The 25,458-nt window shown below is 66.0% G+C and carries 23 protein-coding genes and 1 tRNA gene; 8 read left to right on the top strand and 16 right to left on the bottom strand.

The annotated features are described in order from the left end of the window. Nucleotides 1-137: 137 nt before the first annotated feature. Nucleotides 138-860: a ceramidase domain-containing protein gene (locus tag ASF08_RS10455; RefSeq protein ID WP_056144593.1), complete on the bottom strand. Its 723-nt coding sequence runs from the start codon at nt 858-860 to the stop codon at nt 138-140. An 86-nt stretch (nt 861-946) separates the two neighbouring features. On the opposite strand from ASF08_RS10455, the gene xth reads away from it, so the two are divergent. From xth to ASF08_RS10435, 4 genes are all read left to right on the top strand, one after another. Then, nucleotides 947-1,741 carry an exodeoxyribonuclease III gene (xth, locus tag ASF08_RS10450; protein ID WP_056144591.1) on the top strand — a complete coding sequence of 265 codons (795 nt, stop codon included), beginning with the start codon at nt 947-949 and terminating at the stop codon, nt 1,739-1,741. A gap of 159 nt (nt 1,742-1,900) precedes the next feature. After that, on the top strand, nt 1,901-3,148 hold the full coding sequence (locus tag ASF08_RS10445) for a DUF3419 family protein (RefSeq protein WP_056144588.1): 1,248 nt from the start codon (nt 1,901-1,903) through the stop codon (nt 3,146-3,148). A 26-nt stretch (nt 3,149-3,174) separates the two neighbouring features. Further along, the gene (locus tag ASF08_RS10440; protein WP_056144585.1) at nt 3,175-3,801 is read left to right on the top strand and encodes a class I SAM-dependent methyltransferase; all 627 of its coding nucleotides are present in this window, start codon (nt 3,175-3,177) and stop codon (nt 3,799-3,801) included. 65 nt (nt 3,802-3,866) lie between these two features. Continuing rightward, the gene (locus ASF08_RS10435; protein ID WP_056144801.1) at nt 3,867-4,490 is read left to right on the top strand and encodes a glutathione S-transferase family protein; all 624 of its coding nucleotides are present in this window, start codon (nt 3,867-3,869) and stop codon (nt 4,488-4,490) included. A 141-nt stretch (nt 4,491-4,631) separates the two neighbouring features. On the opposite strand, the gene ASF08_RS10430 is transcribed toward ASF08_RS10435, so the two are convergent. The 11 genes from ASF08_RS10430 to ASF08_RS10380 form a co-directional block, all read right to left on the bottom strand. After that, nucleotides 4,632-5,531, bottom strand: a complete 900-nt coding sequence (locus tag ASF08_RS10430) for a tetratricopeptide repeat protein (RefSeq protein WP_056144582.1) — start codon at nt 5,529-5,531, stop codon at nt 4,632-4,634. After that, complete coding sequence (gene ilvD, locus ASF08_RS10425; RefSeq protein ID WP_018042980.1) at nt 5,518-7,248, bottom strand: dihydroxy-acid dehydratase; 1,731 nt, start codon at nt 7,246-7,248, stop codon at nt 5,518-5,520. The genes ASF08_RS10430 and ilvD overlap by 14 nt, the downstream gene beginning before the upstream one ends. A 417-nt stretch (nt 7,249-7,665) precedes the next feature. Then, on the bottom strand, nt 7,666-8,475 hold the full coding sequence (eutC, locus tag ASF08_RS10420) for an ethanolamine ammonia-lyase subunit EutC (protein ID WP_056144581.1): 810 nt from the start codon (nt 8,473-8,475) through the stop codon (nt 7,666-7,668). After that, nucleotides 8,472-9,872 carry an ethanolamine ammonia-lyase subunit EutB gene (locus ASF08_RS10415; protein WP_056144578.1) on the bottom strand — a complete coding sequence of 467 codons (1,401 nt, stop codon included), beginning with the start codon at nt 9,870-9,872 and terminating at the stop codon, nt 8,472-8,474. The genes eutC and ASF08_RS10415 overlap by 4 nt, the downstream gene beginning before the upstream one ends. A gap of 69 nt (nt 9,873-9,941) precedes the next feature. Beyond that, nucleotides 9,942-10,697, bottom strand: a complete 756-nt coding sequence (locus ASF08_RS10410) for a hypothetical protein (RefSeq protein ID WP_056144575.1) — start codon at nt 10,695-10,697, stop codon at nt 9,942-9,944. A gap of 256 nt (nt 10,698-10,953) precedes the next feature. Beyond that, complete coding sequence (locus ASF08_RS10405; protein WP_056144572.1) at nt 10,954-11,814, bottom strand: transglutaminase-like domain-containing protein; 861 nt, start codon at nt 11,812-11,814, stop codon at nt 10,954-10,956. Nucleotides 11,815-11,963: 149 nt separating this feature from the next. Further along, nucleotides 11,964-12,557 (bottom strand): LutC/YkgG family protein, encoded by a 594-nt coding sequence (locus ASF08_RS10400; RefSeq protein WP_056144569.1) that lies wholly within the window; start codon nt 12,555-12,557, stop codon nt 11,964-11,966. 163 nt (nt 12,558-12,720) lie between these two features. Next, entirely contained in the window at nt 12,721-14,310 is a 1,590-nt protein-coding gene (locus tag ASF08_RS10395) for a lactate utilization protein B (RefSeq protein WP_056144566.1), read from the bottom strand. Then, nucleotides 14,307-15,050, bottom strand: coding sequence for a (Fe-S)-binding protein (locus tag ASF08_RS10390; RefSeq protein ID WP_018042973.1), 744 nt, complete (start codon nt 15,048-15,050; stop codon nt 14,307-14,309). The genes ASF08_RS10395 and ASF08_RS10390 overlap by 4 nt, the downstream gene beginning before the upstream one ends. Before the next feature lie 93 nt (nt 15,051-15,143). After that, a complete protein-coding gene (gene poxB, locus ASF08_RS10385) occupies nt 15,144-16,904 on the bottom strand; it encodes a ubiquinone-dependent pyruvate dehydrogenase (RefSeq protein WP_056144562.1) in 1,761 nt (586 codons plus the stop codon). A gap of 81 nt (nt 16,905-16,985) precedes the next feature. Then, a complete protein-coding gene (locus ASF08_RS10380) occupies nt 16,986-17,585 on the bottom strand; it encodes a cysteine hydrolase family protein (protein WP_056144559.1) in 600 nt (199 codons plus the stop codon). Nucleotides 17,586-17,883: 298 nt separating this feature from the next. Between ASF08_RS10380 and ASF08_RS10375 the strand changes: the two genes are divergently transcribed. Further along, nucleotides 17,884-18,168 (top strand): GCG_CRPN prefix-to-repeats domain-containing protein, encoded by a 285-nt coding sequence (locus ASF08_RS10375; RefSeq protein ID WP_056144556.1) that lies wholly within the window; start codon nt 17,884-17,886, stop codon nt 18,166-18,168. A 185-nt stretch (nt 18,169-18,353) separates the two neighbouring features. Here ASF08_RS10375 and ASF08_RS10370 read toward each other — a convergent pair. From ASF08_RS10370 to argC, 3 genes are all read right to left on the bottom strand, one after another. Continuing rightward, nucleotides 18,354-18,430 (bottom strand) — tRNA-Arg (locus ASF08_RS10370). Between the two features lie 716 nt (nt 18,431-19,146). After that, entirely contained in the window at nt 19,147-19,680 is a 534-nt protein-coding gene (locus tag ASF08_RS10365) for a MucR family transcriptional regulator (RefSeq protein ID WP_056144553.1), read from the bottom strand. A gap of 1,433 nt (nt 19,681-21,113) precedes the next feature. After that, nucleotides 21,114-22,049, bottom strand: coding sequence for an N-acetyl-gamma-glutamyl-phosphate reductase (gene argC / locus ASF08_RS10360; RefSeq protein WP_056144549.1), 936 nt, complete (start codon nt 22,047-22,049; stop codon nt 21,114-21,116). 217 nt (nt 22,050-22,266) lie between these two features. Here argC and ASF08_RS10355 point away from each other — a divergent pair, with 217 nt between their 5' ends. From ASF08_RS10355 to ASF08_RS24700, 3 genes are all read left to right on the top strand, one after another. Beyond that, nucleotides 22,267-22,794 (top strand): hypothetical protein, encoded by a 528-nt coding sequence (locus ASF08_RS10355; RefSeq protein ID WP_056144547.1) that lies wholly within the window; start codon nt 22,267-22,269, stop codon nt 22,792-22,794. A gap of 110 nt (nt 22,795-22,904) precedes the next feature. Continuing rightward, a complete protein-coding gene (locus ASF08_RS24705; protein ID WP_156629531.1) occupies nt 22,905-23,255 on the top strand; it encodes a hypothetical protein in 351 nt (116 codons plus the stop codon). A 346-nt stretch (nt 23,256-23,601) separates the two neighbouring features. Next, the gene (locus ASF08_RS24700; RefSeq protein ID WP_156629530.1) at nt 23,602-23,775 is read left to right on the top strand and encodes a hypothetical protein; all 174 of its coding nucleotides are present in this window, start codon (nt 23,602-23,604) and stop codon (nt 23,773-23,775) included. Nucleotides 23,776-23,848: 73 nt separating this feature from the next. On the opposite strand, the gene ASF08_RS10345 is transcribed toward ASF08_RS24700, so the two are convergent. Further along, on the bottom strand, nt 23,849-25,180 hold the full coding sequence (locus tag ASF08_RS10345) for an MFS transporter (RefSeq protein WP_018042806.1): 1,332 nt from the start codon (nt 25,178-25,180) through the stop codon (nt 23,849-23,851). Nucleotides 25,181-25,458: the final 278 nt, after the last annotated feature.

Genomic DNA, 25,458 nt, shown 5'->3' with positions numbered 1-25,458 from the left:
TCCAAGCCTGTGCGCGACGCCGCTCCTTCGAACGGCCGGCTCTTCTGCAACGAATCCCTGTGTGGTGCAAGAAAACCCGTGGTTCCTCGCGACGCGGCGTCGAGGGGGAAAATCGGAGACCGACGGAGCCGTCCTCCTCAGGGTGCGGAACGCCGATCGTCAACCGCTGCCTCGAAGCGCCAGGCCGTGGCGATGAGGCCGTAGAGGACGGCTGCGTTGAGGCAATGCCAGAGGAAATGGGTGCCGATCGGCAGGCTCGGGCAGATGGCGGCGTCCAGGGTCCGGAAGGTCAGGGAGAGGGCGAACAGCGCGGCGATGGCGAGGAGCGAGAGGCCGGCGCGGCTCCGTGCCGGGCCGAGGAAGCATGTCTGGGGCATCAGCAAGCCGGCGGCGACGCCGACGAGGGCCAGGATGGCGGGCGCGTAGGCGATGGAACCGTTGCTCAAGCGGTCGACCGATTGGCCCGTGAGCGCGTCGAGGGCCGGTTCCAGCCCGGCCGCGAAGCCGGCAAAGCCGAGTGTCGTCAGGATCGCCGGAACGAGGGAAAGGCCGAGGAGACGCCGAAGGGCCAGGAAGAAATAGGCGTAGATGAAGAGGGCGATGGGGATGACGTCGGCGAGCATCGCCCAGCGGACGGCGAGGGTGTGGAACAGGAACGACCCGATGCCGACGAGGGCGACGAGCCCGGCCAGCGCCGTCGCCGCCCGGTCGCGTTTCGGGCCGGAGCCGGCGAGGCGGAAGGCCAGGAACGCGGCGACGAGGAAGGCGCCGTTGGAGGCGGCGTTCAGCGGCTCGGCCCAGAAGCTCGCATCCCCGCGCTCGCAATAGGCCCGGATCGGTGCGAACCAGCCGTCGGACATCCTGACTTCCTCCCCCGCGCATGCCTTGCCAGCCCGACGCGAAGGCCCGATGACGGGCGGCCCTCTCCGACCGGATCTCAGAGCCCATGCGGATCGCCACCTGGAACGTCAATTCGATCAAGCAGCGGGTCGGCCATCTCGTCGGCTTCCTCGACGAGGCCAAGCCCGACGTGGTCTGCCTGCAGGAGTTGAAATGCCAGGACGAGGGCTTTCCCCGCGCCGAGATCGAGGCGGCGGGCTACGCCGTCGAGACGCTCGGGCAGAAAGCCTATAACGGCGTGGCGCTGCTGGTGCGGGCGCCGCTCGGCATGAGCGAGGTCCGCCGTGGCCTGCCCGGCGACGAGACCGACGAGCAATCCCGCTACATCGAGGCGCTGATCTCGGGAGAGGACGCGGCCCCCGTCCGGGTGGCCTCGATCTACCTGCCCAACGGCAATCCGACGCCGGGACCGAAATACACCTACAAGCTCGGCTTCATGGAGCGGTTGAGGACGCATGCGCGTGCGCTCCTTGCCGCCGAGGAGGCCCTGGTGCTGGCGGGCGATTACAACGTGATCCCCGAGCCCGAGGACGCGGCGGATGCCGCCGCCTGGGTGAACGACGCGCTGTTCCTTCCCGAGACCCGTTCCGCCTTCCGCGCCCTCCTCGCCGAAGGATTCACCGAGGCCCTGCGCGCCTGCGACCCCTCCCCCGACCTCTACACGTTCTGGGATTACCAGGCCGGCTGCTGGCAGCGGAACCAGGGCATCCGCATCGACCACCTGCTGCTTTCGCCGCAGGCGGCCGACCGCCTTGTCTCCGCCTCCGTGCAGAAGCACCTGCGCGGCCTGGAAAAACCCTCGGACCACGTGCCGGTGACGATCGAGCTGCGACCGCGCTGAACGGGGCCCGCGCCATGGATGTGCCGGGCGGGGCAGGACAGGTGAACGAATGATCCGTCCCCGGAGCCATCCGGAGACGATCCTCCGTCACCGGGCGGTCATGCGGATGCCGTAACGGCCCTGGCGTCGATCACGCCAACCAGCGACGCGAGACCTCGCATGACGCGCGCAGCACGGGCCATCCGCCGCGAGACGAGTCTGGGGCTCACCCAGGCCGTCCATCGCAACCGGGCTTTCTCGAAGGCGGGCGTGTCGGAACGCCTGTTCACGGCGGCCTTCAGCGGTCTGGTCTATCCGCAGATCTGGGAAGATCCGGTGGTGGACATGGCGGCACTCCGGCTGCAGCCCGACGACCACGTCGTCACCATCGCCTCGGGGGGCTGCAACGCGCTCTCCTACCTTACGGCCAACCCGGCCCGGATCAGCGCCGTCGACCTCAACGGCGCCCATGTGGCCCTGGGGAAGCTCAAGCTTGCCGCCCTCCGGCATCTGCCCGACCATGCCGCTTTCTTCGGCTTCTTCGGCCGCCCTGCCCGGCCCGAGAACGTCGCTGCCTATGACGAGATCATCCGCCAGCATCTCGACGCCACGTCCCGCGCCTATTGGGAGGCCCGACGCCTCGACGGGCGCCGCCGCATCTCGGCCTTCGAGCACGGCTTCTACCGCTACGGCCTGCTCGGCCGCTTCATCGGTGCGGGGCATTGGCTCGCCCGCCGCTACGGCTGCGATCTCGGCGCCGTGCTGACGGCGCGGGACCTCGCCGAACAGCGGACGATCTTCGAGGCCGAACTGGCCCCGCTCTTCGAGAAGACCTTCATCCGCTGGCTCATCCGCCAGCCGGCCTCGCTCTACGGTCTCGGCATTCCGCCGGCGCAATACGTCGCCCTTGCGGGCGATGGCCCCGGCGGGATGGCGGCCGTCTTGCGTCACCGTCTGGAGCGTCTCGCCTGCGGCTTCCCGATCCGGTCCAACTACTTCGCCTGGCAGGCCTTCGGCCGCGCCTACGACACCGCGCCCGACGCATCGCTGCCGCCCTATCTCCAGGCCGGGAACCACGCGGCCCTGCGCGAGCGCGCCGGCCGCCTCGACTTCCGCCAGCAATCGATGACCGAATTCCTGCGGGAGAGCCCGGCCGCCAGCGTCGATGCCGTGATCCTCCTCGATGCGCAGGACTGGATGACGGATGCCGACCTCACCGACCTGTGGACCCAGATTACCCGCGCGGCCCGGCCCGGCGCCCGCGTGATCTTCAGGACGGCGGCGGACGAGCGCCGGCTGCCCGGCCGGGTGCCGGATTCCATCCTCGGTGCCTGGGATTATGCCGAGGAGGAGAGCCGCCGCCTCGGCGAGCAGGACCGGTCGTCAATATACGGGGCGTTCCACCTCTACCGGCTGGCCTCGTCGTGAGCGAGGCGGCGCGGCTGATGGACCGGATGTACCGGCACCAGCGGCACATCTACGATGCGAGCCGGAAATTCTACCTCCTCGGCCGCGACGGCATGATCGCGGATCTCCGCCCGCCCGCCGGGGGCAGCGTGCTGGAGATCGGCTGCGGCACCGGGCGCAACCTCGTGCGCATCGCGCGGACCTACCCGGATGCCCGCTGCTTCGGCCTCGATGTCTCGTCCGAGATGCTCGATACGGCTGGCCGCGCCACCGCCCGCGCGGGCCTCGCCCACCGCATCCGCCTCTCGCGAGGCGATGCCACGGCCTTCGATCCCGCCCCCCTGTTCGGGGAGGCCGAGTTCGACCGGATCGTGATCTCCTACGCCCTGTCGATGATCCCGCCCTGGCGCGCCGTCCTCGCCGAGGCCGCCGGTCACCTCGCGCCCGGCGGCTCCCTGCACGTGGTCGATTTCGGCGATCAGGGCGGTCTGCCCATGCCGGCCCGATGGCTGCTCAACCGATGGCTCGCGGGGTTCCACGTCACTCCGCGTCAGGGGCTCGCCGACACTCTCGGCGAGGTCGCGCGGACGTCGCGGCGACGCGCCCGGATCGTGCAGCGGTTCGGCGGCTATGCCGTGCATGGGGTGATCGAGCCGGATCGAAGCCCTATCTGAGGGGACGGACGGCAAGAGCCATTCGGCCTGCCCCTTCCTCCCGCCACAACAGGTTGTTTCTCCGCATGATTCTCTACGGCACGAGCTATTCGCCCTTCGTCCGCAAGATCCTCGTCACGCTGGCCGAGAAGGACGTCGCTTTCGAGCACAAGCCCGTTTTCTTCCACGCGCCGGACGAGTCGTTCCAGGCCTGCAGCCCGCTGGGCAAGATCCCGGCGATCGAGGATGACGGCTTTCGGCTGGCCGATTCCTCGGCGATCTCCGCCTATATCGAGGCCAAGCACCCGAATCCGGCCCTGTGGCCGCAGGCGCCGAAGGAGCGCGCACGCGCCGTCTGGTTCGACAAGTTCGGCGATACCGAGCTGTTCCCGGTGCTGATCAAGCCCTTCGCCGAGCGCGTGGTGAAGCCCGTCCTAATGGGCAAGCCCGGCGACGAGGCCGTGGCGGTGAAGGCGGTGACGGACGAGTTCCCGAAGCTCTACGATTACCTGGAGAGCCAGATCGACGGCCCCTACCTCGTGGGCGGCGTCTTCAGCATCGCCGACATCGCGGTCGCCACGACCTTCCACAACCTCCGGCTCGCCAAGGAGCCCGTCGATGCGAGCCGCTGGCCGAAGCTCGCCGCCTATATCGACGCGACGCTCTCGCGTCCGTCTTTCGTCACGGCGATCGCGGCGCCGACGAACTGAGCCAGCCGGGAGCCGGATGTCGCTTCCTTCCCGGATCGCCTGGAGCGCTCTGCGCCGAAGGGGATGCCGGTTCGGCGAAAAGGAGCGCGGCACAACAAAAGCCTAGAGATGTGCCCCGACCCGAGGTGGTCGGGCGCAGCTCTAGCGACGGCGCCGGGACGATCCGGTGACCTGCGACTGAGCCTGGAGGGCCTGGGCCTGAGCCTGGGCCTTCTCTTCTTCCGAGGCGGTGGCCCATGCCTTGTCGGACAGGGTGACGATCCAGTCGTCCTTGCGCCCTTGCGCCGATTCCCGCGCCAGCGACAGCCACATCAGGCCACGGGCCCGCTGGGCCGGAACGCCCTGCCCGTTGACCAAGAGGTCACCCAGCAGAGCCTGGGCCGGAGCATGGCCCTTTTCGGCCGCGAGGTTGAACCAGCGCGCCGCCTGACGTGGGTCGGCATCCACGCCGGTCCCTTCGAGGTAGAGTCGCGCGAGATTGTACTGGGCGTTCGGGTCGCCGAAATACGACGCCGCGTAGTTGAACATGTCGTAGGCCCGCTCCGGGTTCGGGCGCACGTAGGTGCCCTTGATCCCGTCGAGGAAATACGTGCCGAGCGCCGTGAAGGCGCTGGCGACCACGCCCGAATTCTGGGTGTCCGGCCCGTCATCGGTGTTGTCGTCGGCGATGCGCGAGAAGAACTCGAAGGCCTTCAGGTCGTCATGGGGCACGCCGTCGCCCTCGGCATACATCCGGCCGAGCTTCCACAGGGCAAGGGCGTGGCCCTGGCCTGCGGCGTATTCGAGGGCGCGGGCGGCACCCTCCTTGTCGCCGGCATTGTAGTCGCGGACGCCCGAGCGAAGGGCTTCGCGCGCCGTGCGGTAACCGCCCGTCGCGGGCACGGGCGTGCGCGCGGCGGGGTCAAGCGCCAGGGCCGAGGTGGCGCCGACGAGGAGCAGCGCGAGGGCCGCTCCCATCCGCCTCACCCGACGTGCGGCGCGACCGGGATCGGCCCCTGCCGGCCGCGCGGGCCGGCGAAGGTCAGTCCTAGACATCCGCATAGGTTTGAATCTCCTCGGCGCCCCCGGGATGGGTGACGGCGCCGTCCACCGCGGGACCGACGGTCTGCATGTATTTCCAGAGATAGCCGGAGGTCGCGGTGTTGGTCCGCGGCGTCCATTCCGCCCGCCGCTTGGCGAATTCCTCGTCGGTCACGGCCACGTCGAGCGTGCCCTTGATCGCGTCGAGGGTGATCATGTCGCCATCGCGGATCAGGCCGATCGGCCCGCCGATGGCGGCTTCGGGACCCACATGGCCGACGCAGAAACCGCGCGTCGCGCCGGAGAAGCGGCCGTCGGTGATGAGCGCGACTTTGTCGCCCATGCCCTGGCCGTAGAGCGCGGCGGTGGTCGACAGCATCTCGCGCATGCCGGGGCCGCCCTTCGGGCCTTCGTAGCGGATGACGAGAACCTCGCCCTCTTTGTAGGTGCGCTTCTGGACCGCCTCGAAACACGCTTCCTCGCCGTCGAACACGCGGGCCGGGCCGGTGAAGACCTGCTTGTCTTCCGACATGCCGGCGACCTTCACGATGGCGCCCTGGGGCGCGAGGTTGCCGCGCAGGCCGACGACGCCGCCGGTGACGGTGATGGGCGCGTTGGCGGGCCGGACCACGTCCTGGTCCGGGTTCCATGCGACGTGCTCCATGTTCTCGGCGATCGTACGGCCGGTCACCGTCATGCAGTCGCCGTGGATGAAGCCGTGATCGAGGAGCGTCTTGATCAGGAGCGGAATACCGCCGACCTCGAACATGTCCTTGGCGACGTAGCGTCCGCCCGGCTTCAGGTCGGCGATGTAGGGCGTGCGCTTGAAGATCTCGGCCACGTCGAACAGGTCGAACTTGATGCCGCATTCATGCGCGATCGCCGGCAGATGCAGGGCCGCGTTGGTGGAGCCGCCCGAGGCCGCAACGGCGGCGGCGGCGTTCTCCAGGCTCTTGCGGGTGACGATGTCGCGCGGGCGGATGTTCTTGGCGATGAGCTCCATCACCTTCTCGCCCGCGGTCATGCAGAATCTGTCGCGGATCTCGTAAGGGGCCGGGGCGCCGGCCGAGTAGGGCAGCGCGAGGCCGATGGCCTCGGAGACCGTGGCCATGGTGTTGGCGGTGAACTGCGCGCCGCAGGCCCCGGCCGAGGGGCAGGCGACCTGCTCCAGCTCGTCGAGATCGTCGAGGCTCATGTCGCCGACGGCGTGCTTGCCCACCGCTTCGAACAGGTCCTGCACCGTGACGGGCTTGCCTCGGAACGAGCCGGGCAGGATCGAGCCGCCATAGATGAAGATCGACGGCACGTTGAGACGCACCATGGCCATCATCATGCCCGGCAGGGACTTGTCGCAGCCGGCCAGCCCGACGAGAGCGTCGTAGGCATGGCCGCGCATGGTCAGCTCGACCGAATCGGCGATGACCTCGCGGGAGGGCAGCGAGGCGCGCATGCCGGCATGGCCCATGGCGATGCCGTCGGTGACGGTGATGGTGCAGAACTCGCGCGGCGTTCCGTTGGCGGCGGCGACACCCTTCTTCACCGCCTGCGCCTGGCGCATCAGCGAGATGTTGCAGGGCGCGGCCTCGTTCCAGCAGGAGGCGACGCCCACCAGCGGCTGGTGAATCTGTTCCTTGGTGAGACCCATGGCGTAGAGATACGAACGGTGCGGCGCCCGCTCGGGCCCTTCCGTGACGTGGCGGCTCGGAAGCTTCGACTTGTCTGTGGTACGCACGTCCATCGTCTCTCTCGGCCCCGGTCTCAGGCGCTTCGGGTGAAGCCCGGCTGTCGGCTCTCAACGCGATGGCATGCGACGCCGGTGAAGCGTCGTTCGACACCGTGAAACGCAGTCTCGGAATTCAGCGGTAAAGTGTTGGGGAAACTGTCGTTTACCGCGGATGTTGAGGTGGTCCCGGTTTATGGCGGGATCGCGGCGAATGAGGGCGTGTCCCAAGGCGAAGTCGGGATGCTTTCGCGGTGTTGCGACCCCGCCACAGCCACGCTTCGTCGGTGAGGACGGCGGGCGGGATCGGAGTCGGGGAGCGTTCGGCAAGACGACGCGCTGCGCCGCGAGCCGTGACGCGGCCCTAAATGGCGGATCTTCCGGGGCGAGGGAGCGCGTGACGCTCGGGCTTCGCGTATGGCGTAGGCCGTTCCGTCAGGTCCGGGATGCGGTATCGATTCCGTCTTCCAGAGCCTGCTGACGCGGCGGCGGCTCCAGTTCCGGCCCGCTGCCGTCCTTGAGGTTCACGCCCGTGATTCCGCGCACGAAGGCCTCGCGCAGGAGCCAGTCGAGCTTGAACGCGGCGAGGTCGTGCGAGAGCCCGGCGGGGCGGACGTTCGAGATGCAGTTGCGTTCGGCATCCGAACGTCCGACGCGCGGGTCGAGGGTCAGGTAGATGCCGAGGCTGTCGGGCGAGGACAGGCCGGGCCGCTCGCCGATGAGCACGGCGACGGCACGGGCCTTCAGCGCCGCGCCGATCCCGTCGCCGAGGGCGACGCGCCCCTGCGTCGCCACCACGATGGGCGCCAGCGTCCATCCGGCCTTGTCGATATGCGGCTTGAAGGCGGCGAGGAACCCGGCCGCGCCCTCGTGCACCGCCCGGGCCGAGAGACCGTCCGCCACGACGATGGCGAGGTCCACCGGCTCAGAAGGTTTTTCGGCCAGGATCGTCGCGCTGTCGTCACCGAGCGTGCGGCCGAGGTCTGGCCGGCGCAGGTAGGTGGCGCGGTCCGGCGCCGCCGAGGCGAGGGTGAGGGTGGGATAGCCCAGCGCCTCGATCCCCGCGGCGACCTCGGCGGCATCCATCGGCGTGTGGACCGCGTCCCGCGCCTGGGCATGGGCGAGGCCGAAGCGCAGCACCTCGATGGTGGGCATGCCGGTGCCGGCGCGCCCGAGGCCGATCCGCGCCGGCGTCAGGCGGCTCAATCTGGTCCACGGATCCTCGGAGATGTCCTCGGCGCTCATGCGGCGATTCCCTTCTGCGCGGACAGGCCGGGAGCCGCCGCGATGAGCCGCGCGCTGGGCCCATCGGGCAGGAGCGCGCCCTCGGCGTCGGTGAGGCCGATCTGTTCGAGCCACGCCTCGAATTCCGGCGCGCGTTTCAGGCCAAGCACCTCGCGCACGTAGAGCGAGTCGTGGAACGAGGTGGATTGGTAGTTCAGCATCACGTCGTCGGCGCCGGGAATGCCCATGACGAAGGTGCAGCCGGCCGCTCCCAGCAGGGTCAGCAGCGTGTCCATGTCGTTCTGGTCGGCTTCGGCATGGTTGGTGTAGCAGACGTCGCAGCCGAGCGGCAGGCCCATGAGCTTGCCGCAGAAATGGTCCTCCAGCCCGGCCCGGATGATCTCCCGCCCGTCATAGAGATATTCCGGCCCGATGAAGCCGACCACGGTGTTGACGAGGAGCGGCCGGAACGGGCGCGCGACGGCGTAGGCCCGTGCCTCAAGGGTCTGCTGGTCGATGCCGTGATGGGCATTGGCCGAGAGCGCCGAACCCTGACCGGTCTCGAAATACATGCAGTTGTCGCCCACCGTGCCGCGTTTGAGGGCGAGCGCCGCCTCGTGCGCCTCCTTCAGGACGGCCAAGGTGACGCCGAAACTGGCATTGGCCTTCTGCGTGCCCGCGATGGACTGGAACACGAGATCCACCGGCAGGCCCCGGTTCATCGCCTCCAGGGTGGTGGTGACATGGGTGAGGATGCAGCCCTGCGTCGGGATCGCGAGACGCTGGATCAGGTCGTCGAAGAGGTGGAGGAGACCGCTCAGGGTGGAGACCGAGTCGGAGGCCGGGTTGAGGCCGATCACCGCATCGCCGCAGCCATAAGACAGCCCGTCGACGATGGCGGCGGTGATGCCGGCGGCATCGTCGGTGGGGTGGTTGGGCTGGAGGCGGACGGAGAGCCGGCCGGGCAGACCGATCGTGTTGCGGAACTTCGTCACCACCCGGCATTTGAGCGCCACCAGGATCAGGTCCTGATGGCGCATGATCTTCGAGACGGCGGCGGCGATCTCCGGCGTGATGCCGGGCGAGATCCGGGTCAGCGTCTCGGAGGACGCCTTGATCAGGAACTCGCGGAAATCGCCGACGGTGAGATGCGCGATCTCCCTGAAGGCCACCGCATCGTGCGTGTCGAGGATGAGGCGGGTGACGTCGTCCTCCTCGTAGGGAATGAGGGGTTTCGCCAGGATCTCCGACAGCGGCACCTCGGACAGGCACCAGCGCGCCGCCATCCCCTCTTCCGCCGATTCCGCCGCGATGCCGGCGAGCCGGTCGCCCGAGCGGAGCGGCGTGGCCTTGGCCATCAGCGTCGCGAGATCCGCGAAGACGTGGGTCTTGGGGCCGACGATATGGCGATAGGTCATGTCTCAATGCTCCTGCATCGCCGTCGCGAAAACCATGCGTCGCGAAAATCGAGCCACCCGGCAGGGTGGTTATCCCACCTCTCGCCTTGGGCTGAAAAGACCGAGGTCTCTAAAGACCTGCGCCTCGAGGACGGCGCGAAGGACGAGGCCGAACAGGGAGAACGGGAGAATCAGAATTTCCGTGAGGATCGAGGGCGGCGTCCCTGCCCTACCCGCTGGCTGATCGCTGGAGGCGAAGACCAGAACGCCCAGAAGGAGCGCGAGCGCCACGAGAGGGAGGGCCACGCGAAAGCCGATGTAGAAGATGGTCCAGACCTGACCGGCCGTGGCCCGAAACGCGGCCTGCGGCGTGACCTCCAACCCCTCGATCGCGAGGGTGGGTCCGACGGTGAAGAGACGGCTCGTCAGCCAGATGGTGAGGACGAAAGCGGGAATCATCAGGAGACCGAGCGCAGCCATGGGAAGGATCGCCACCCGCGCCCACAGGATGCCGATGAGAAACCATCCGAGGTGATAGGCGATAAGATCCTTCCGCCGCATCGCCTCGTTCAGCAGGGTCTGGGCGCTCTCCGGCCGCAAGCCGAGGACATGACGATAGATCGCCATCGTGTAAGGGACGAGGAGGACGGTGACAGCGATCTCGATGAGAGCGGCCGTCAGTGATCCGCTCGAGTTTTTCGAACCGCTCATACGGGCGGAGAGGAGCGACTGAACGATCAGGGCGAGGGCGACGAGCCCCGTCTCGCGCCACAGGGAAGTGACCGCGCGAAACGCATCGCGGTAAGCCGCGGATGTGGATCCGCGCGTCTGAAGAGGGGCTGCCATCGTGCCTCGTTCCCTACCGTCGTGCGCATGGGAAAAGCCGATCTATAGCCGGCCGAACCATCGTTCGACTGAAAAAAGCGAGGGTGATCCCCTTCAGTCCAGTATCAGGCATGGGAGGGGGCAAGGCTTAGCGTCCGGCGGGATGTGTCGGCTCGATGTCGCCCCCACATGACATCCCAGCCGAATATCGCGCTTGCCTCCTTCCAGATCAACCGGGCTCGGATCACAGGATGCCGTCATCCTGTGATCCTGTCGTTCAGGCCGCGCCCGCATGCGGGGCCGGCAACTCCGTCGAGATCGCGTCCACCGTGCGCTGGGGCGGGCTGCCGAGGCCGTCGGAGCGGGCGATGCGGATCTGCTGGTTGACCGGCTGCATGTTGCCGTAGGGCGTCGAGAACGCGATCTCGGCCGCATCCCGGCCGACGCCGATGCGCACCAGCCCGTCGAGATCGGCCTGACGGGTGGCGTCGAACAGCCACCAGCGGCCGTCGAGATAGGCCTCGAACACTGCGTGGAAGTCGCTCGGCACAAGGCCGTGGGCGTAGCAGCTCACGAAGCGGGCGGGGATGCCCAGGGCCCGGCAGAAGGCCGTTCCGATATGCGCGAAATCGCGGCACACGCCGGCGCGCTTGAGCAGGCTCTCGTCGGCGGTGGTCTCACCGTCGCTGGTGCCGGGCTGATAGGTCAGGTGATCGTGGATCCAATTGCAGATCGCGTTGACGCGCTGATGTCCCTTGGGGTGCGCCCCGAACTCGGCCTGCGCGAAGGGCGTCAGCCGGTCGGAGGAGACGAAGCGGCTCGGCAGCAGGAACGGAAGGATGTCGAGGGGAAGCTGCGAGATCGGCGTCTCGTTGATCGTGGCCGGATCGGCCCGGTGGACGGTGAGTTCGACCTCGGCGTTGTACTCAAGGGAGAACTGGCCGGCGGGGACGTTCACGCCGAGATAGCGGTTCTGCAGGTCGGGCGAGATGTAGATTTCCCGCTTCAGGTCCGGCTTGAGCGTCAGCGTCTCGCTCAGAATCTCGAGGCTCTTCAAACGAGCCACTTCGATATTGAAGATGAAGGTCGTGTCCGAGAGTATGTTATAAGACAGACTGCAACCGAGCGTGTAGCGCATGGACGTTCCTTCCTCCGTTAGGGATGTCCTAGCAAGGATTACGCCCGTCGTGGCGACAAGGATCCTGCGGGAAAGGCCGAGTTCTGCCGTTTCCCGGGGGCAGTGCCAGGGGAGGCGTAGCCCACCCGTCGCCCCTTGAGGCCGACCCGTCAGGCGCGGGGGAGCAGGATCACCGTGAGCGAGCGCACGCCCTGCGCGCCGTGGATCAGCACGCCCTCGATATCGGCGGTGGCCGACGGACCGGTATGGAGCACGGCATAGGCGGCGCGGCCGAAATCCGGCCGGCGATAGGCCGCCTGGATGTTGACCAGGATGTCGGCGGGATCGAGTAGCACGACGAGGTGCTGGGCGAGATAGGCCACCGCGTTCACCTTCAACTCGTCCTGTGTGAACAGCACGGACCCTGTCTCGGCCACGCCGAACACGGCGCGGACGACGGCGACGTCGACATCGGCGAGATCAGTGGGCAACGCCACGCGGGAGAGATCGCGGTTGCCGGCGATCTCCGGCACCGCCGAGGCGATCACCGCGCTGTCGTCCAGCCGCTCGCGCACGGCGGAGAAGGGGTCCTCACCCGGAGCCGGCGCCGCGATGCGCCCGCCCATGCGCTTCAGGCGCTCGCCGAACTCCGCCACGAGATCGTCACCGACAAGCGGCTCGAAGTCCGGGATGTCCGGCAGCTGATGGTCGCCGGCGGGGCGGTTCTTACGGATGCGGGCCAGGGTGTCGTCGCGGGAGTTCATCGGCCGACACTCCAACGACGATCACTCGGCCATAGGGCGTCTCTCAGGACGTGGCTCCTCTGGATACTCCCCCTCACCTTCGGCTGCCGCCTCGGCGCGCTCCCCGACGAGGGGGAGGCGCGCCTCGGCCGGAGTGAGCCGTGGAGCACGACATTCGGCCCGCTCACGCGTCCGTCTCCGGCTTCTTGTCCATCCGGTTCTGCTTGTACCAGCTGTGGAAGCTCTGGCGCGGGCTGTCGGGCATCTCGCGTCCCTTCCCCCAGGTGTTGAGCGGGTTGTAGACCGCAAAGCGCGGCAGCGCCCTGAGGGCGGAATCAGCGGCACCGATGGCGGCGCGGTAGGTGGCGGGCCGGCTCAGCACCTGCCCCGCCGCCTTCATCATGCCCTGCTTCAGGAGCGGGATCTGATGCTCCTCCGCCAGGACCTTGCGCCAGGCGAAGATCTGCTCGTGAATGTTGATCTTCACCGGGCAGACATTGGTGCAGCTGCCGTTCATGGTCGAGGAGAACGGCAGGGTCGAGTATTTCCGCTTGTTGAAGGTCGGGTCGATGATGAGGCCGATCGGGCCGGAATAGGTCGCACCGTAGGAAAGGCCGCCGCTGCGCCGGTAGACCGGGCAGGTGTTCATGCAGGCGCCGCAGCGTATGCATTTGAGCGAGGTCCAGAATTCCTCCATGCCGAGCCGCTCGGAGCGGCCGTTATCGACCAGCACGTAGTGCATTTCGCTGCCCTCGCGGGGCGCGCGGAAATGCGAGGTGTACTGGGTGATCGGCGAGCCGAGGGCCGAGCGTGCGAGCAGGCGCAGGAACACGCCCAGATGTTCGATGCGCGGGATCAGCTTCTCGATGCCGATGGAATGGATCTGAAGCTTCGGCACGTTGCCCGAGAGGTCGGCATTGCCCTCGTTGGTGCAGGTCACCACCGTGCCGGTCTCGGCAATGGCGAAGTTGCAGCCGGTCATGCCTGCATCCGCCTCCAGGATGAGGGGTCGCGTATGCATGCGCTGGCTCTCGGCCAGGTAATGGGCGTCGTCGTTCTCCGGGTCGGTGCCCATGGTCTTGGCGAAGACGGCGGCCACGTCGAACCGGGTCTTGTGCACCGCCGGCACCACCACGTGGCTCGGCTCCTCGTTGTCGAGCTGCTGGATGCGCTCGCCGAGATCGGTCTCGATCACCTCGATGCCCGTGCCGGCCATGTAGTGCCGGAAGCCGCATTCCTCGGTGAGCATCGACTTCGACTTAATCAGCGACTTGGCGCCGTGATCCTTCAGGATGCCGTGGACGATACGGTTGTGCTCGGCCCCGTCCGCCGCCCAATGGACATGGACCCCGTTTGCCTTCGCATTCGCCTCGAATTCTTCGAGATACCGGTCGAGATTCGACAGGGTGTGCGCCTTGATCTGCGAGGCGAGGTCGCGCAGCTCCTCCCATTCCGGAATCCCGAACGCGGCCGTGTCGCGCTTCTTGCGAAGATCCCACAGGCGTTCGTCATGGGCCTTCTGGTGAAGTGGGGCCGCAAGGAAGCGCTCGGCGGCCTCGGCCTGATCGATCGGCCGGTTACCACGAATTTTTGCGCCGCGCGGTTGCGCTTCGCGCACCGCCTTCGCTTTGGGCTCCGCTCCGATCGGCCTCGTGGTCGCTTCGGCATGGTCGAGGCGGCGGCCATCCTGGCCGCGCTCGCTCTCGTCGCCGGCCTTGGCGACGTCCGGATGGATCATACGGTCGCGGGGACCGCTCTCCTCATGCGCGCTCATGCCGAGACTCCGTTGAGGATGCGGGCGATGTGGATGAACTTGAGCGGCACGCCGATCCGGGCGGCGCAGCCCTTCTGGTGCATCATGCAGGATGAGTCGGAAGAGACGACGTATTCGGCCCCGGCACGGCTGTGGTCGCTGACCTTGTCGTAGCCCATCTTGGCGGACACGGCCGGCTCGAACACGCTGAACGTGCCGCCGAATCCGCAGCATTCGTCCGGCCGTGCCGGTGTGACGATCTCGATCCCCTTCACCTTGGACAGGAGATCGAGGGGCTTCGAATAGGCCGGCTTGTTGAGCTCGGAAGGCCGCGCGTGATGGATGCCGCGCAGGGCGTTGCAGTTCGAATGGTAGCCGACCTTGTGTGGGAACTCCGCCCAGGGGAAGGCATCGACCTTCAGCACGTCGTGCAGAAACTCCACCAGTTCGAAGGTCTTGGCACGGACGTCCTTCACCTCGTCCGTCTGCGGGATCGCGGTGAGATGCTCGCGCACCTGATGCACGCAGGAGCCGGACGGGGCGACGATGTAGTCGAACGGGGCGAAGTTCCTGACGAAGAGCGCCTCCGTCGCCGCAGCCTCGGCATGGCAACCGGTATTGGTCATCGGCTGGCCGCAGCAGGTCTGGTCGAAAGGATAGGCCACGTCGAGGCCGAAGCGTTCCAGCAATTCCAGCGTCGCGATGCCGACTTCAGGCTCGAAAGCATCGACGTAGCACGGCACGAACAGTCCGATGCGCATGGAAACCGGTCTTCTCTCCTGGGATGCGGCCGCCGTTCAACCCGTCGGCCGCATCACCGTTCAGTTTGGATACGTTCAAAGATAGAGCGTGGTCTACCGGATGATGTTGGTCTTGGCGAGATCGAGAACCGAATCTCCGCGGCCACTCATCACCGCACGCAGCACGTAGAGGCTGAACCCCTTCACCTGCTGTCCGTCGATCTTCGGGGGGATCGAGAGTTCCTGGCGGTTGACCACCACGTCGAGGACGGCCGGTCCGTCATGAGCGAGCACATCCCGGACCGCGCCCTCCAGTTCGGCCGGATCCTCCACCCGAACCGCGTGAAGGCCGACGGCCCGGGCCATGGCGGCGAAGTCCGGATTCTCGAGGGCGACACCGGTCTCGAGATAGCCAGCGGCCTTCATCTCCATCTCGACGAAGCCGAGGGAGCCGTTGTTGTAGATCACGACCTTCAACGGTAGCTTCTCCTGCCGCAGGGTCAGCAGATCGCCCATCAGCATGGTGAATCCGCCGTCGCCCGAGAGGGCCACGACCTGCCGGCCGGGACAGGCCGCCTGTGCGCCGATGCCCTGCGCCATGGCATTGGCCATGGAACCATGCACCCACGAACCGAGGAGACGGCGCTTGCCGTTCATCTTCAGGTAGCGAGCGGCCCAGATCGTCGGTGTGCCGACATCCGCCGTGAAGACGGCGTCGTCCGCCGCCGCCTCGCTGACGAGCTTGGTGAGGTATTGCGGATGGATCGGGGACTTGGCCGATTTCAATCCGAACCAGCCCTTGGTCGGCGCCCCGGTGGCGAGATCGTCGAGGTCTTCGCGGGCCTTGGCGTAATGTTTCAGGCTGGCATCGAGCCAGGCCCGGTCGGACTTGACGCCGAGCTTCGGCAGGAGCGCCGCGATCGTGTCGCGCACGTCGCCGACCAGGCCGAGATCGAGCTTCGTGCGCCGGCCGAGCTGGTTCGGCCGCAGATCGATCTGCGCCACCTTGGCATGGGCCGGATAGAACTGCTTGTAGGGAAAATCGGTGCCCAGCATCAGCAGCGTGTCGCAGTCGCGCATCGCCGCGTAGCCGGACGAGAAGCCGATGAGGCCGGTCATGCCGACATCGAAGGGGTTGTCGTATTCCACATATTCCTTGCCGCCGAGGGCATGGACGATGGGGCTCTTCAGGGCCTCGGCGAGTTGCAGCAGTTCGGCATGGGCGCCGGCGCAACCCCGGCCGCAGAGCAACGTGATTTTCGACGAGCCGTCGAGCAGTTCGGCGAGCGCATCGAGCTCGGCATCGGCGGGGCGGATAACGGGTTTGGTCGGCAGCAGGCCGGCATTGGGCGCGATGGCCCGGGCCGGCGCATCCTTCAACGCCACGTCGCCGGGGATGATCACCACGGCGACACCGCGCTCACCCACCGCGGCGCGGATGGCGTTCTCGAGGACGAACGGCAGCTGCGAGGGATCGGACACGAGTTCGCAATAATGGCTGCACTGCGCGAACAGGGCCTTCGGGTCCGTCTCCTGGAAGTAGCCGGAGCCGATCTCGGCCGAGGGGATATGCGCGGCGATGGCCAGGACCGGCGTCCGGGTCCGGTGACAATCGAACAACCCGTTGACGAGATGGACATGGCCGGGGCCGCAGGAACCGGCGCAGACCGCCAGCTCTCCCGTGAGTTGGCTTTCCGCGCCCGCCGCGAAGGCTCCGACCTCCTCGTGGCGTACATGCACCCAGTCGATGACGCTCCGCGCCCGGATCGACTCCGTGATGGCGTTGAGGCTGTCGCCGACGACACCGTAGATCCGCCGCACACCCACCTGCTGCAAGGTTTCGACGACGAGATCCGCGACGATGTCGATCTTCATGGGTTCAACTCCTGCTTCAGAAGCCGAACGATGATGCGCCGCACACGTTCCCGTCCGGCGGATACGAGGCGCCGGGACGGGTCAATCCGCGATGTCGCCGACACCCGGAGCGATCACGGCAAAGAGATCGCCGAGGGTGGCTAGGCTCGCGGCCTGCAGAGCGCTCGCGCTCACCACCAAACCATCGGGGCCGGGCAAGGCACGGGTGGCCGTGGTGGACGCCACAACCGTAGGGCTGAAGCCGAGGTTGAAGGCGCCGCGCGCCGTCGAGTTGATGCACATATGCGTCATGAATCCGGCGAGCAGCACCGACTGTACGCCGGATTCCTCGAGATGGTTCTGCAGGTTCGTGCCGACGAAGGCGTTGGGGTAATTCTTGACGATGACCGTCTCGCCGGATTGCGGCGCCACCTCGTCGCTGATCCGCCCGATGGCGGTGGAGATGTCATAGGGCGAGCCCTGCCCGGCGTCGTGCTGGATGTGGACAATGGGGATGCCGGCCTCCCTGGCACGGTCGAGGAGTTCGCGCGCGGCGCGGATGGCGGGCTCCACCTGCTCCAGCCGCATGATTCCCTCGCGGTAGGTGTTCTGCAGGTCGATCATGATCAGGGCGGAGGCGCGCAATCGGGCCGGCGCCGGGCTCAGGCCCGAGACGTCGCGAAGGGTCTTGAGGTCTGGCATGGCGAGGTTCCGATCTGTCGAAGGCATGGTGGGCGTAAGAACGCGGCGGGGGAGGAGACCCCATCCACGGTCGACGTCAATCCCATCCGTCACGGCGGGGGCGCCCGCACCCGGTCGGAGCGTAAGGCTCGCGTTCGCGCCTTTCTCAATCACGAAATCGCGCGTTGAAGCACCGGGTCGCCGTCGGTTGGCGCAGGCAGCGAAAATGTCAGAATTTGTTCAGCGGTCGGGTGTCTTGATGCAGCACGCCCCGAGGTGAAGCTGTGGTCCCGAGGGGATGCGATCCGGAGTTGATGTCATGAAACACGTGAAGACTTTCGGCCTCATCGGCGCCGTCATCGGTGGCCTGACGATGGCTGCCGCGAGCACGACGACAGCCCAGGCCGCCGGCGGCTGCGGCTACGGTTTTTATCCGTCCGCGTTCGGATGCCGGGCCACATCCCGTGCGTACGGCTACTACGCGCCTCGTCCGGTGCCGGTCTACGGCTATGGCTATAGGCCCCGTCCGTATTACCGGCCTTACGCCTATGGCCCCGTCCCCTATGCCTACGCCCCCAGACCCTACGTGCGGTTCGGCTACTGAGCGGTGAAGGGCTATGCTCCCGGCCGGGCCGGGAGCATCCTTGCCCACGGGCGAGGCCCGGGGTGCACCCATGACGATCCACAGGGCGCTTCCGAGCCAATCGGAGGCGCCTTCTTCATGTCCTGAGAGGAAGCGGAGACCGAGGTGACCGGATCAGCCTCGCGTCATCACCACGAAGGTGTGCGTGGCGACCCCGGTTGGGCTCGAACCAACGACCTGCCGCTTAGAAGGCGGCTGCTCTATCCAGCTGAGCTACGGAGTCGGGGTGCCGCGCCCCGTCTAGCACCGCCCTCCCGACCTGTCATTAGCTTCGGGCGAACCCTGGCTTCACACGGCGAGAGCCTGCCGGAGGAAGCGACGACGTGCGTTCGGTCGCCTCGGCGGGGGCCGGTCTGGGATCCCGCAGCCTCAGCGACCTCGGGACCGGGCTAGGCATGCCGCGCAGGCCTTCCGCTTATCGTCGGCTCTACCTGGGCAAGCTCGCGCAGCGGAAGTCTCGTGAGAGACGGTCGGACAAGAGGTCCGCTATGGACCTGCAAGGCTATAGGCCGACACAGACGGTGCGTCTTCGGCCGGGGGAACTCATCGACGGGACTCGTAATCGACCTCGCCAAGGCGGCGGGTGCCCTCCGAGGCCGTGACCGAGACGACAAAATCGAACGACCCGACAGCGCGGCCTCCTTGCCAGAGGTCCCGAATCTGCATCGCCGAACTTCCGGCAGACCTCTCAGCAGCAGCGCCGGCCCTCCCCGGCCTCAGCGAGGAGACTGATGGTACAAGTCCAAACCCGCAGTCGATAATGAAGCTGCCATGCATCTTACGATGACCGATCGTCAGCTCTCACCACAGCCGCTCATATATTCAGCAAAGCTGTCCAGTCACGAGAAAGCCCACTCCCGGCATCGCGCTGGGAGTGGGCTTTCTTGTCACCGATTGGATACATCCGACGTCGACCAAACAGGCGCCGTCGGACGGGCATCAGGCCGCCTGCTTCTTGCGGGGGCCACGGCGCTTCTTTTCGGGCGGGGCGGCGACGGCTTCCTCCTCCGGCTCGCTCACGACCTCCTCGGGCGCAGCCTTGGATACGGGGGTTACGGTCTTGCGGCGCTGCTGACCGAGACCAAGGGCGCGAGCCAATTCTGAACGCTGTTCGGAATAGGCAGCCGACGTCATCGGGTAGTCCGGCTGCAGGCCCCATTTGGCCCGATACTGTTCGGGGGTCAGCCCGCGGAGGGTGAGGTGCCGCCGAAGCGTCTTGTACTGCTTGCCATCCTCGAAGCTGACCAAGTAATCCGGCGTCACGGAGCGGCGGATTTCCTGTGGCGTCGCCTTCGGCGGGCCGGTCTCAGTGGCAGGTGCGCTGCTCGTGCTCACCGAGCGGATGGCCTCGTGCACATCGCTGAGGAGCTTAGGCAGTTCGGCGCTCTGGACGTGATTGTTGCTGACATACGCGGAGACGATATCCGCTGCCAAGGTGATGAGACGGGCTGAGTCGGTGTCGGATTCACTCATGATATTCGCGCCATCGGTTCGCTATGTTGATACTGTACGCTAGCCTATGCTCCGTTCGCGCGTGTAGCAAGATGTTATTGAAAGAAATCCACTGGTTTACGGATCAAGCGTTCAAATATTTCGCGTGTTCGCCGTCTGCGAGCCCCACATCCTTGGTTGCGCATACGTTTGGAGGGTGAAGCGAACAGAATTTACCGATTGTTCTGCCGCATTAGAGCGTCACGGAAGCCCGCTCAACATAGGGTCCAGCGAAGGACGGCATGAAGAACTTTGCCACCGGCGCGAGGCATCGGTAAAAACGGTCTCAACCAATCATTGCAGATTTTTCGGCTTCGGAAGCCCAGGCGGTCGAGCCTGGCGTTCATGCCAGTCGATCCCAACTGCGGATATGTTTGACAACGGTCCGTGGGCGGACACCGTGCGGTCGCCAGCCGCGATCGTCGCTCTCTCTTTGGCGGTACTTCCGTTCAAGTGTCCGTCAGAACGCTCCCCTTCCAACACTTGCCGGTCTACGAACGAGTCGGCCACATAACGCTTGGCAGCCCTCGAATCGCGATCATCGTGGTCTATGCCAGCAGATTGCACGGAGTCTGCGATGATGTGTACTCTCATAAAGTCGTATGTATGCTCTCCCTCTAATGTTTTAAGCTGAGGCGCCGGATGGCGCGGCAGGTGTGTTTGTATCTCTTTCGCCGGAAATCGTCTCCACCACCGGACAAACGATCATCTTGTCACAGGACGGAGCAAGGCCAATCGGCCACGGTCAGAGAATCCCCAGGGGATCCCGCTTCTCTTGTCAAAAGTGAATGAACCGCCTCTCTCACAACGTCATCGAGCATCGATCCCTAACTTGATCGATCATAAACAGTTCCTCGGCTGCGCATTTAAACCGTATTTTTAGACAATAAAATCGATCGGTCTTGCTAGCTTCGGTGGCGAATTTTGCAAAATAATTCGGTCATCACTGGTCTCTCGGCACCAGAAAGCCGGTCTGTGACTGGAGGCGACGGTGGGCAGCCTCGCTGGAACGCGATCGACAGGCGTTAGCGGTGCCCCAATAGGCTGGCACCGATGCAATTCAGGCGCGCGGAGATGGCGGGGACTGGGCGCCCGCAGGAATAGCTCGGCGCGAGTCGGGAAACGGCTTCCGCGATGGGCGGAAGACATTGCTGTGCCTCTTCTGGATAATTGGATCGTGCTTTCCCGGTGCGCGACCGGTTGCATGCTACGGGCTGATCCCCGCGCAGACCCTCGATGATGGTGCTGAACGACCCAGTGGCGGTCGTGATCCCGGCCCCTGGAATCGCGACGTGCCGTCGTCGCGCGAGGTCATCATCGCGAGGGGCGGGAACGTAGCGATCGGGCGGATTGAGGCATGTCCGGCACCGAGGACATGACGTTATTCGACCTCTTCCCCAATCCGCGTCGCGATATCAATCCAGACCGAGCATGAGGCCGATATTCTGCACGGCGGCGCCCGATGCGCCTTTGCCGAGATTGTCGAGCCGGGCCACGAGCAACGCATGAGCATGGTCAGGCGTACCATAAACCCGTAATTCGAGGTGATCGCTGTCGTTCAGAGCTTCGGCGTACGGCTTATCGTCCGGGTTGGTCCGAACCACGGTCACCATCGTGCTTCCGGCGTAATGCGCAGTGAGGGCCGCTTGCAGCGCAGCAGCATCCGGATTCCCCGGCAGAGTATCGAGGTGGAGCGGGATACTCACCAGCATGCCCTGGCGGAAGTTTCCCACGGACGGGATGAAGATCGGCCGCCGGGTCAGGCCGCCATAGACCTGCAGTTCCGGCAGGTGCTTGTGAGCAAAGCCGAGACCATAGAGCTGAAAAGCCGGTGCCTCTCCGGCCTCATATGCCTCGATCATGTTCTTGCCGCCGCCGCTATAGCCGCTGACCGCGTTGACGCTGATCGGCGTATCGGGCGGCAGCAATCCAGCATCGACCAGTGGCCGCACGAGAGCGATGGCACCGGTGGGATAGCAGCCGGGATTCGCGACGCGCCGCGCCTCGCGGATCACTTGTGCCTGACCGGCATTCAATTCGGCAAAACCGTAAGCCCAGCCAGGGCTGACGCGATGGGCGGTGCTCGCATCCAGGATGCGGGGTCCGCCATTGGGCAGGCCATCGGCCAAGGCCACCGTTTCCTTCGCCGCATCGTCGGGCAGGCAGAGAACGACGAGATCCACATCCGCCAGAAGGGCGCGTTTGACTGCTATGTCCTTGCGGCTCTCGTGCGGGATGCTCTTCAGGGAAACACGGCCCTCGCGCTCCAGGCGTTCGCGAATGCCAAGGCCGGTGGTGCCGGCCTCCCCATCGATGAACACTGTAGGCTTTGCCACTGCGCTCTCACTCATTCCAAAAGTCCCGTTCGTCTCGCCTGGGATGGGAGCCGCCCTGCGCGTTCGCGGGGTGGAGGCTGCGGCCTCTCAAGTCAACATCGCGGTTTTACGACGTTTCCGGCTGCGCCGCCTGTATCGTGTTGCTTTTTCACGGATTGATGACACGCCGTCCACCGGGAACCGGCCCCCTCGGTGCAGGTTGATCGCACGGAAACAAGCATAGGCTCGAACGATGGCGGCCAGCGCTGAAAAGACCGACCCTAAACTATGGGACAGGATCAAGTCCGAGGTGACCGCTTCCGACAAGGGAGGCAAGGCTGGGCAATGGTCGGCCCGCAAGGCCCAGGCGGCAACGAAGGCTTATAGGGAGGCCGGAGGCGGCTACAAGGGCAAGAAATCCGACGAGAACAGCCTGACGCAATGGTCGAACGAGGAATGGGATACGAAATCCGGCAAGCCCAGCGGTAAGACCGGGGAGCGCTATCTTCCAAAGAAGGCCCGCTCATCCTTGTCGAAGGACGAGTATGACCGCTCCACGAGAAAGAAGCGCGCGGACACCAAGGACGGCAAGCAGTTCTCCAATCAGCCAAAGGATGTGGCCGAGAAATCCGCGGCCGCCAGGAAGGCCGGGACCAAGCAAGGAAGAGCGTCCGGCGGCCCGACGAAGGCAGAGCTGATGCGGAAGGCCAAGTCCGCGAACATTCGTGGCCGGTCAACCATGTCGAAGGACGAACTCGAAAAGGCGCTTCATGTTGCGTGACCGCATGGCCATGCGGATGCCCAAGCTCGTCTTCCATATCCGTTTTGAACGGAACTGAACCGCGCGGAGTTCTGCCCCAGACATCACCCGCCGTTCAGGAATTTGCCTAGATGATCGCCAGACCCGTCGTTCTCAGCCTATGTCTCGCCCTGTCACCGACGGGAGCCGTCGTCGCGCAGATCATCGAAGCGCCGGCCGGTATCGGTACCGTTCCGTCGAGCCGCGGTGAGGCTATGACACCGGAGGGTGGACGCAGCCAAGCGCCGTCGAGCGCGGCAGTACCAGCCAACGGATCTACGGAAAAATCTCGTGCCAGCCAGGCTCCCGTCGGTGGTGCGGGCGTGGCAACGGGCACGTCGTCCGGCGCGGGCGTCGGCACCGGCGTCGGCGGCCCGCCCGGAACCGGGGCCCTGCCCGGCACCGGCGGGACCTCGGGCGGCCCGGGCGGGATCAATCGCTAACCTGACCGGCACATCCGTATCGCCGCCCTTCCCGAAATTCTGAAACTCGAAAGGCTACGCTATGCCTATCCGCGCGACGCTCGTTTTCGCAGGTCTCGCATCTTTCACGGTTCTAGCGACTGGCGTGGGTACGGCCGAAGCATCGTGCCTGCGACAGGTCACCAACCGGTCCACATTCACCCTGGTGGTGGGCCAGGAGGGTAGTCCCACCGTGACGGTTCGCCCCGGCACCTCGCGGACGATCAGGATCGACGGGCCCGCCCCTGTGGATATCTCGGGCTATTGCGGCCGAGGGCTGCGCGGTGGCGTGCCCCTCGGACAACCTGTCCTTCGGCGAAGCTTCGCTGTGACGGCCGTGAAGGACCGCTGCTTCTACCAGGTCGGCAATGGCTTCTTTGAGCGTGAGCTTGGTCCGAGCTTTTTCCTGCGTGAGGATGCCGGCGCTTTTGCCCTCAATAATCCGCGTCAGGGAGATCTCGCACTCGGTCCGTCCGCTGCCGCCTGCGCCGCCATCCGCTGAGCGACGAGCTGGAACGAGAAAGGCCCGCATGATGGCATGCGGGCCTTTCTTCATAGAGCCTCTTACCCAGGAATCAGTAAGCAGCGACCTTCCGGTTGATGACGAGCGCGCTCAGGGTCGCGACCGCGCCGGACAGGAGATAAACGCCGACCCAGGCCAGACCGAACCGGCTCGACAGGCTGAGGGCCACGAGCGGCGCAAAGCCGGCTCCGATCAGCCATGCGAGGTCGGAGGTAAGCGCAGCGCCCGTATAGCGGTAGCGCGTCCCGAGATTCTCGGTCACCGACCCGGAGGTCTGGCCGTAGGATAGGCCGAGCAGACCGAAGCCGACGAGGACGTAGATCGTCTGCCCGGTCTCGCTATCGCCGAACAGCAGGGGCGCGAGGATGCTGGCGAGGCTGAACAGGCCGATGAGGCTGGCTGCGATTCCCACCAGTCTGCGCCGGCCCACCTGATCCGCCACGATTCCCGAGATCACGATCGCGCCAGCAAAGACGATGGAGCCGACGAACTGCACCAGTAGGAACTCGCCGGCCGAGCGTTTCGTGAACAAGGTGATCCAGCTGATCGGGAAGATGCTGACGAGGTGGAACAGCGCGAAACTCGCCAGCGGCACGAAAGCGCCGATGAGGACGGTCCGGCCCTGTGCGCGAATCATCTCCCAGACCGGGGTCGGGGCGAGTTCACGGGTCTCGAGCAGCTGAGTGAACTCCTCCGTCGCGACGAGGCGAAGCCGGGCGAAGAGGGCGACCACGTTCACCGCGAAGGCGACGTAGAACGGATACCGCCAGCCCCAATCCAGGAAGTCGTCCATGGTCAGATTGGCGAGGAAGAACGAGAATAGGGCACTGGCGAGCCCGAAGCCGATGGGCGCTCCGAGCTGCGGGATCATCGCGTACCAGCCCTTGCGATCGCTGGGTGCCTTGATCGACAGGAGCGAAGCCAGGCCGTCCCAGGCTCCCCCGAGGGCGAGCCCCTGCCCTATCCGGAAGGCGGCGAGCAGCCAGATCGAGGCCATGCCGATGCTGTGATAAGTCGGCAGAAAGGCGATCGACACCGTAGAGCCGCCGAGCAGGAACAGGGCGATGGTCAGCTTCACGCCCCGCCCGTGCCGCCGGTCTATCTCCATGAAGATCACCGAACCGATGGGCCGTGCGACGAAGGCGAGGGCGAAGAGAGCGAACGCGTAGAGAGTGCCATCCAGCGCCGGCACGAACGGGAAGAAGACTTTCGGGAAGATCAATACCGAGGCAATGCCGAAGACGAAGAAGTCGAAGAACTCCGACGTCCGGCCGATGAGGACGCCGACGGCAATGTCGCCGGGGGCGACTTCGGGTTCGGTAGCGCCGGCCCGGGCACCTGTGCTCAGATGCGGCGGGGTCTGCAACGCGTAATCTTGGCTCATGGACGGCCACATTCGCTGCTTGAAGGGTGGGAGGACACGCCGCACTTGGCGCGCCCCTGTGTTCCGATTATGAAGGCTTGTTGCACTGCGGCAAAGCGATGCAACGGCACGTTTCGCGGATCGCTATGGCATATTGTCCGCGATTGATGCTCCCCTTCTTACTGCCTCTCGTCAGAGAAATCAGCTATGCTCTAAACGCCCGGCTGATTGAAGCCGCAGGCCCTTGCCAGGGCGCCTTTGCACTGCGCAGGAGAAGCCCGTATCGAACCGGTGTCGCG

Origin of the sequence: Methylobacterium sp. Leaf85, assembly GCF_001422125.1 — a bacterium.
Classification (GTDB): domain Bacteria; phylum Pseudomonadota; class Alphaproteobacteria; order Rhizobiales; family Beijerinckiaceae; genus Methylobacterium; species Methylobacterium bullatum.
Note: the sequence above shows the minus strand (reverse complement) of the source record. Positions and strands in the feature narration are given on the sequence as shown.

Coding starts and splice junctions, on each gene's coding strand:
- ASF08_RS10345 (WP_018042806.1), bottom strand. CDS start 25,180: ATGAGCCAAGATTACGCGTTGCAGACCCCGCCGCATCTGAGCACAGGT.
- ASF08_RS10380 (WP_056144559.1), bottom strand. CDS start 17,585: ATGCCAGACCTCAAGACCCTTCGCGACGTCTCGGGCCTGAGCCCGGCG.
- poxB (WP_056144562.1), bottom strand. CDS start 16,904: ATGAAGATCGACATCGTCGCGGATCTCGTCGTCGAAACCTTGCAGCAG.
- xth (WP_056144591.1), top strand. CDS start 947: ATGCGGATCGCCACCTGGAACGTCAATTCGATCAAGCAGCGGGTCGGC.
- ASF08_RS10405 (WP_056144572.1), bottom strand. CDS start 11,814: ATGCGCTACACGCTCGGTTGCAGTCTGTCTTATAACATACTCTCGGAC.
- ASF08_RS10445 (WP_056144588.1), top strand. CDS start 1,901: ATGACGCGCGCAGCACGGGCCATCCGCCGCGAGACGAGTCTGGGGCTC.
- ASF08_RS10440 (WP_056144585.1), top strand. CDS start 3,175: ATGTACCGGCACCAGCGGCACATCTACGATGCGAGCCGGAAATTCTAC.
- ASF08_RS24705 (WP_156629531.1), top strand. CDS start 22,905: ATGATCGCCAGACCCGTCGTTCTCAGCCTATGTCTCGCCCTGTCACCG.
- argC (WP_056144549.1), bottom strand. CDS start 22,049: ATGAGTGAGAGCGCAGTGGCAAAGCCTACAGTGTTCATCGATGGGGAG.
- ASF08_RS10365 (WP_056144553.1), bottom strand. CDS start 19,680: ATGAGTGAATCCGACACCGACTCAGCCCGTCTCATCACCTTGGCAGCG.
- ASF08_RS10430 (WP_056144582.1), bottom strand. CDS start 5,531: ATGCGGATGTCTAGGACTGACCTTCGCCGGCCCGCGCGGCCGGCAGGG.
- ASF08_RS10375 (WP_056144556.1), top strand. CDS start 17,884: ATGAAACACGTGAAGACTTTCGGCCTCATCGGCGCCGTCATCGGTGGC.
- ASF08_RS10390 (WP_018042973.1), bottom strand. CDS start 15,050: ATGCGCATCGGACTGTTCGTGCCGTGCTACGTCGATGCTTTCGAGCCT.
- ilvD (WP_018042980.1), bottom strand. CDS start 7,248: ATGGACGTGCGTACCACAGACAAGTCGAAGCTTCCGAGCCGCCACGTC.
- ASF08_RS10395 (WP_056144566.1), bottom strand. CDS start 14,310: ATGAGCGCGCATGAGGAGAGCGGTCCCCGCGACCGTATGATCCATCCG.
- ASF08_RS10400 (WP_056144569.1), bottom strand. CDS start 12,557: ATGAACTCCCGCGACGACACCCTGGCCCGCATCCGTAAGAACCGCCCC.
- eutC (WP_056144581.1), bottom strand. CDS start 8,475: ATGAGCGCCGAGGACATCTCCGAGGATCCGTGGACCAGATTGAGCCGC.
- ASF08_RS10415 (WP_056144578.1), bottom strand. CDS start 9,872: ATGACCTATCGCCATATCGTCGGCCCCAAGACCCACGTCTTCGCGGAT.
- ASF08_RS10410 (WP_056144575.1), bottom strand. CDS start 10,697: ATGGCAGCCCCTCTTCAGACGCGCGGATCCACATCCGCGGCTTACCGC.
- ASF08_RS10435 (WP_056144801.1), top strand. CDS start 3,867: ATGATTCTCTACGGCACGAGCTATTCGCCCTTCGTCCGCAAGATCCTC.
- ASF08_RS10455 (WP_056144593.1), bottom strand. CDS start 860: ATGTCCGACGGCTGGTTCGCACCGATCCGGGCCTATTGCGAGCGCGGG.
- ASF08_RS10355 (WP_056144547.1), top strand. CDS start 22,267: ATGGCGGCCAGCGCTGAAAAGACCGACCCTAAACTATGGGACAGGATC.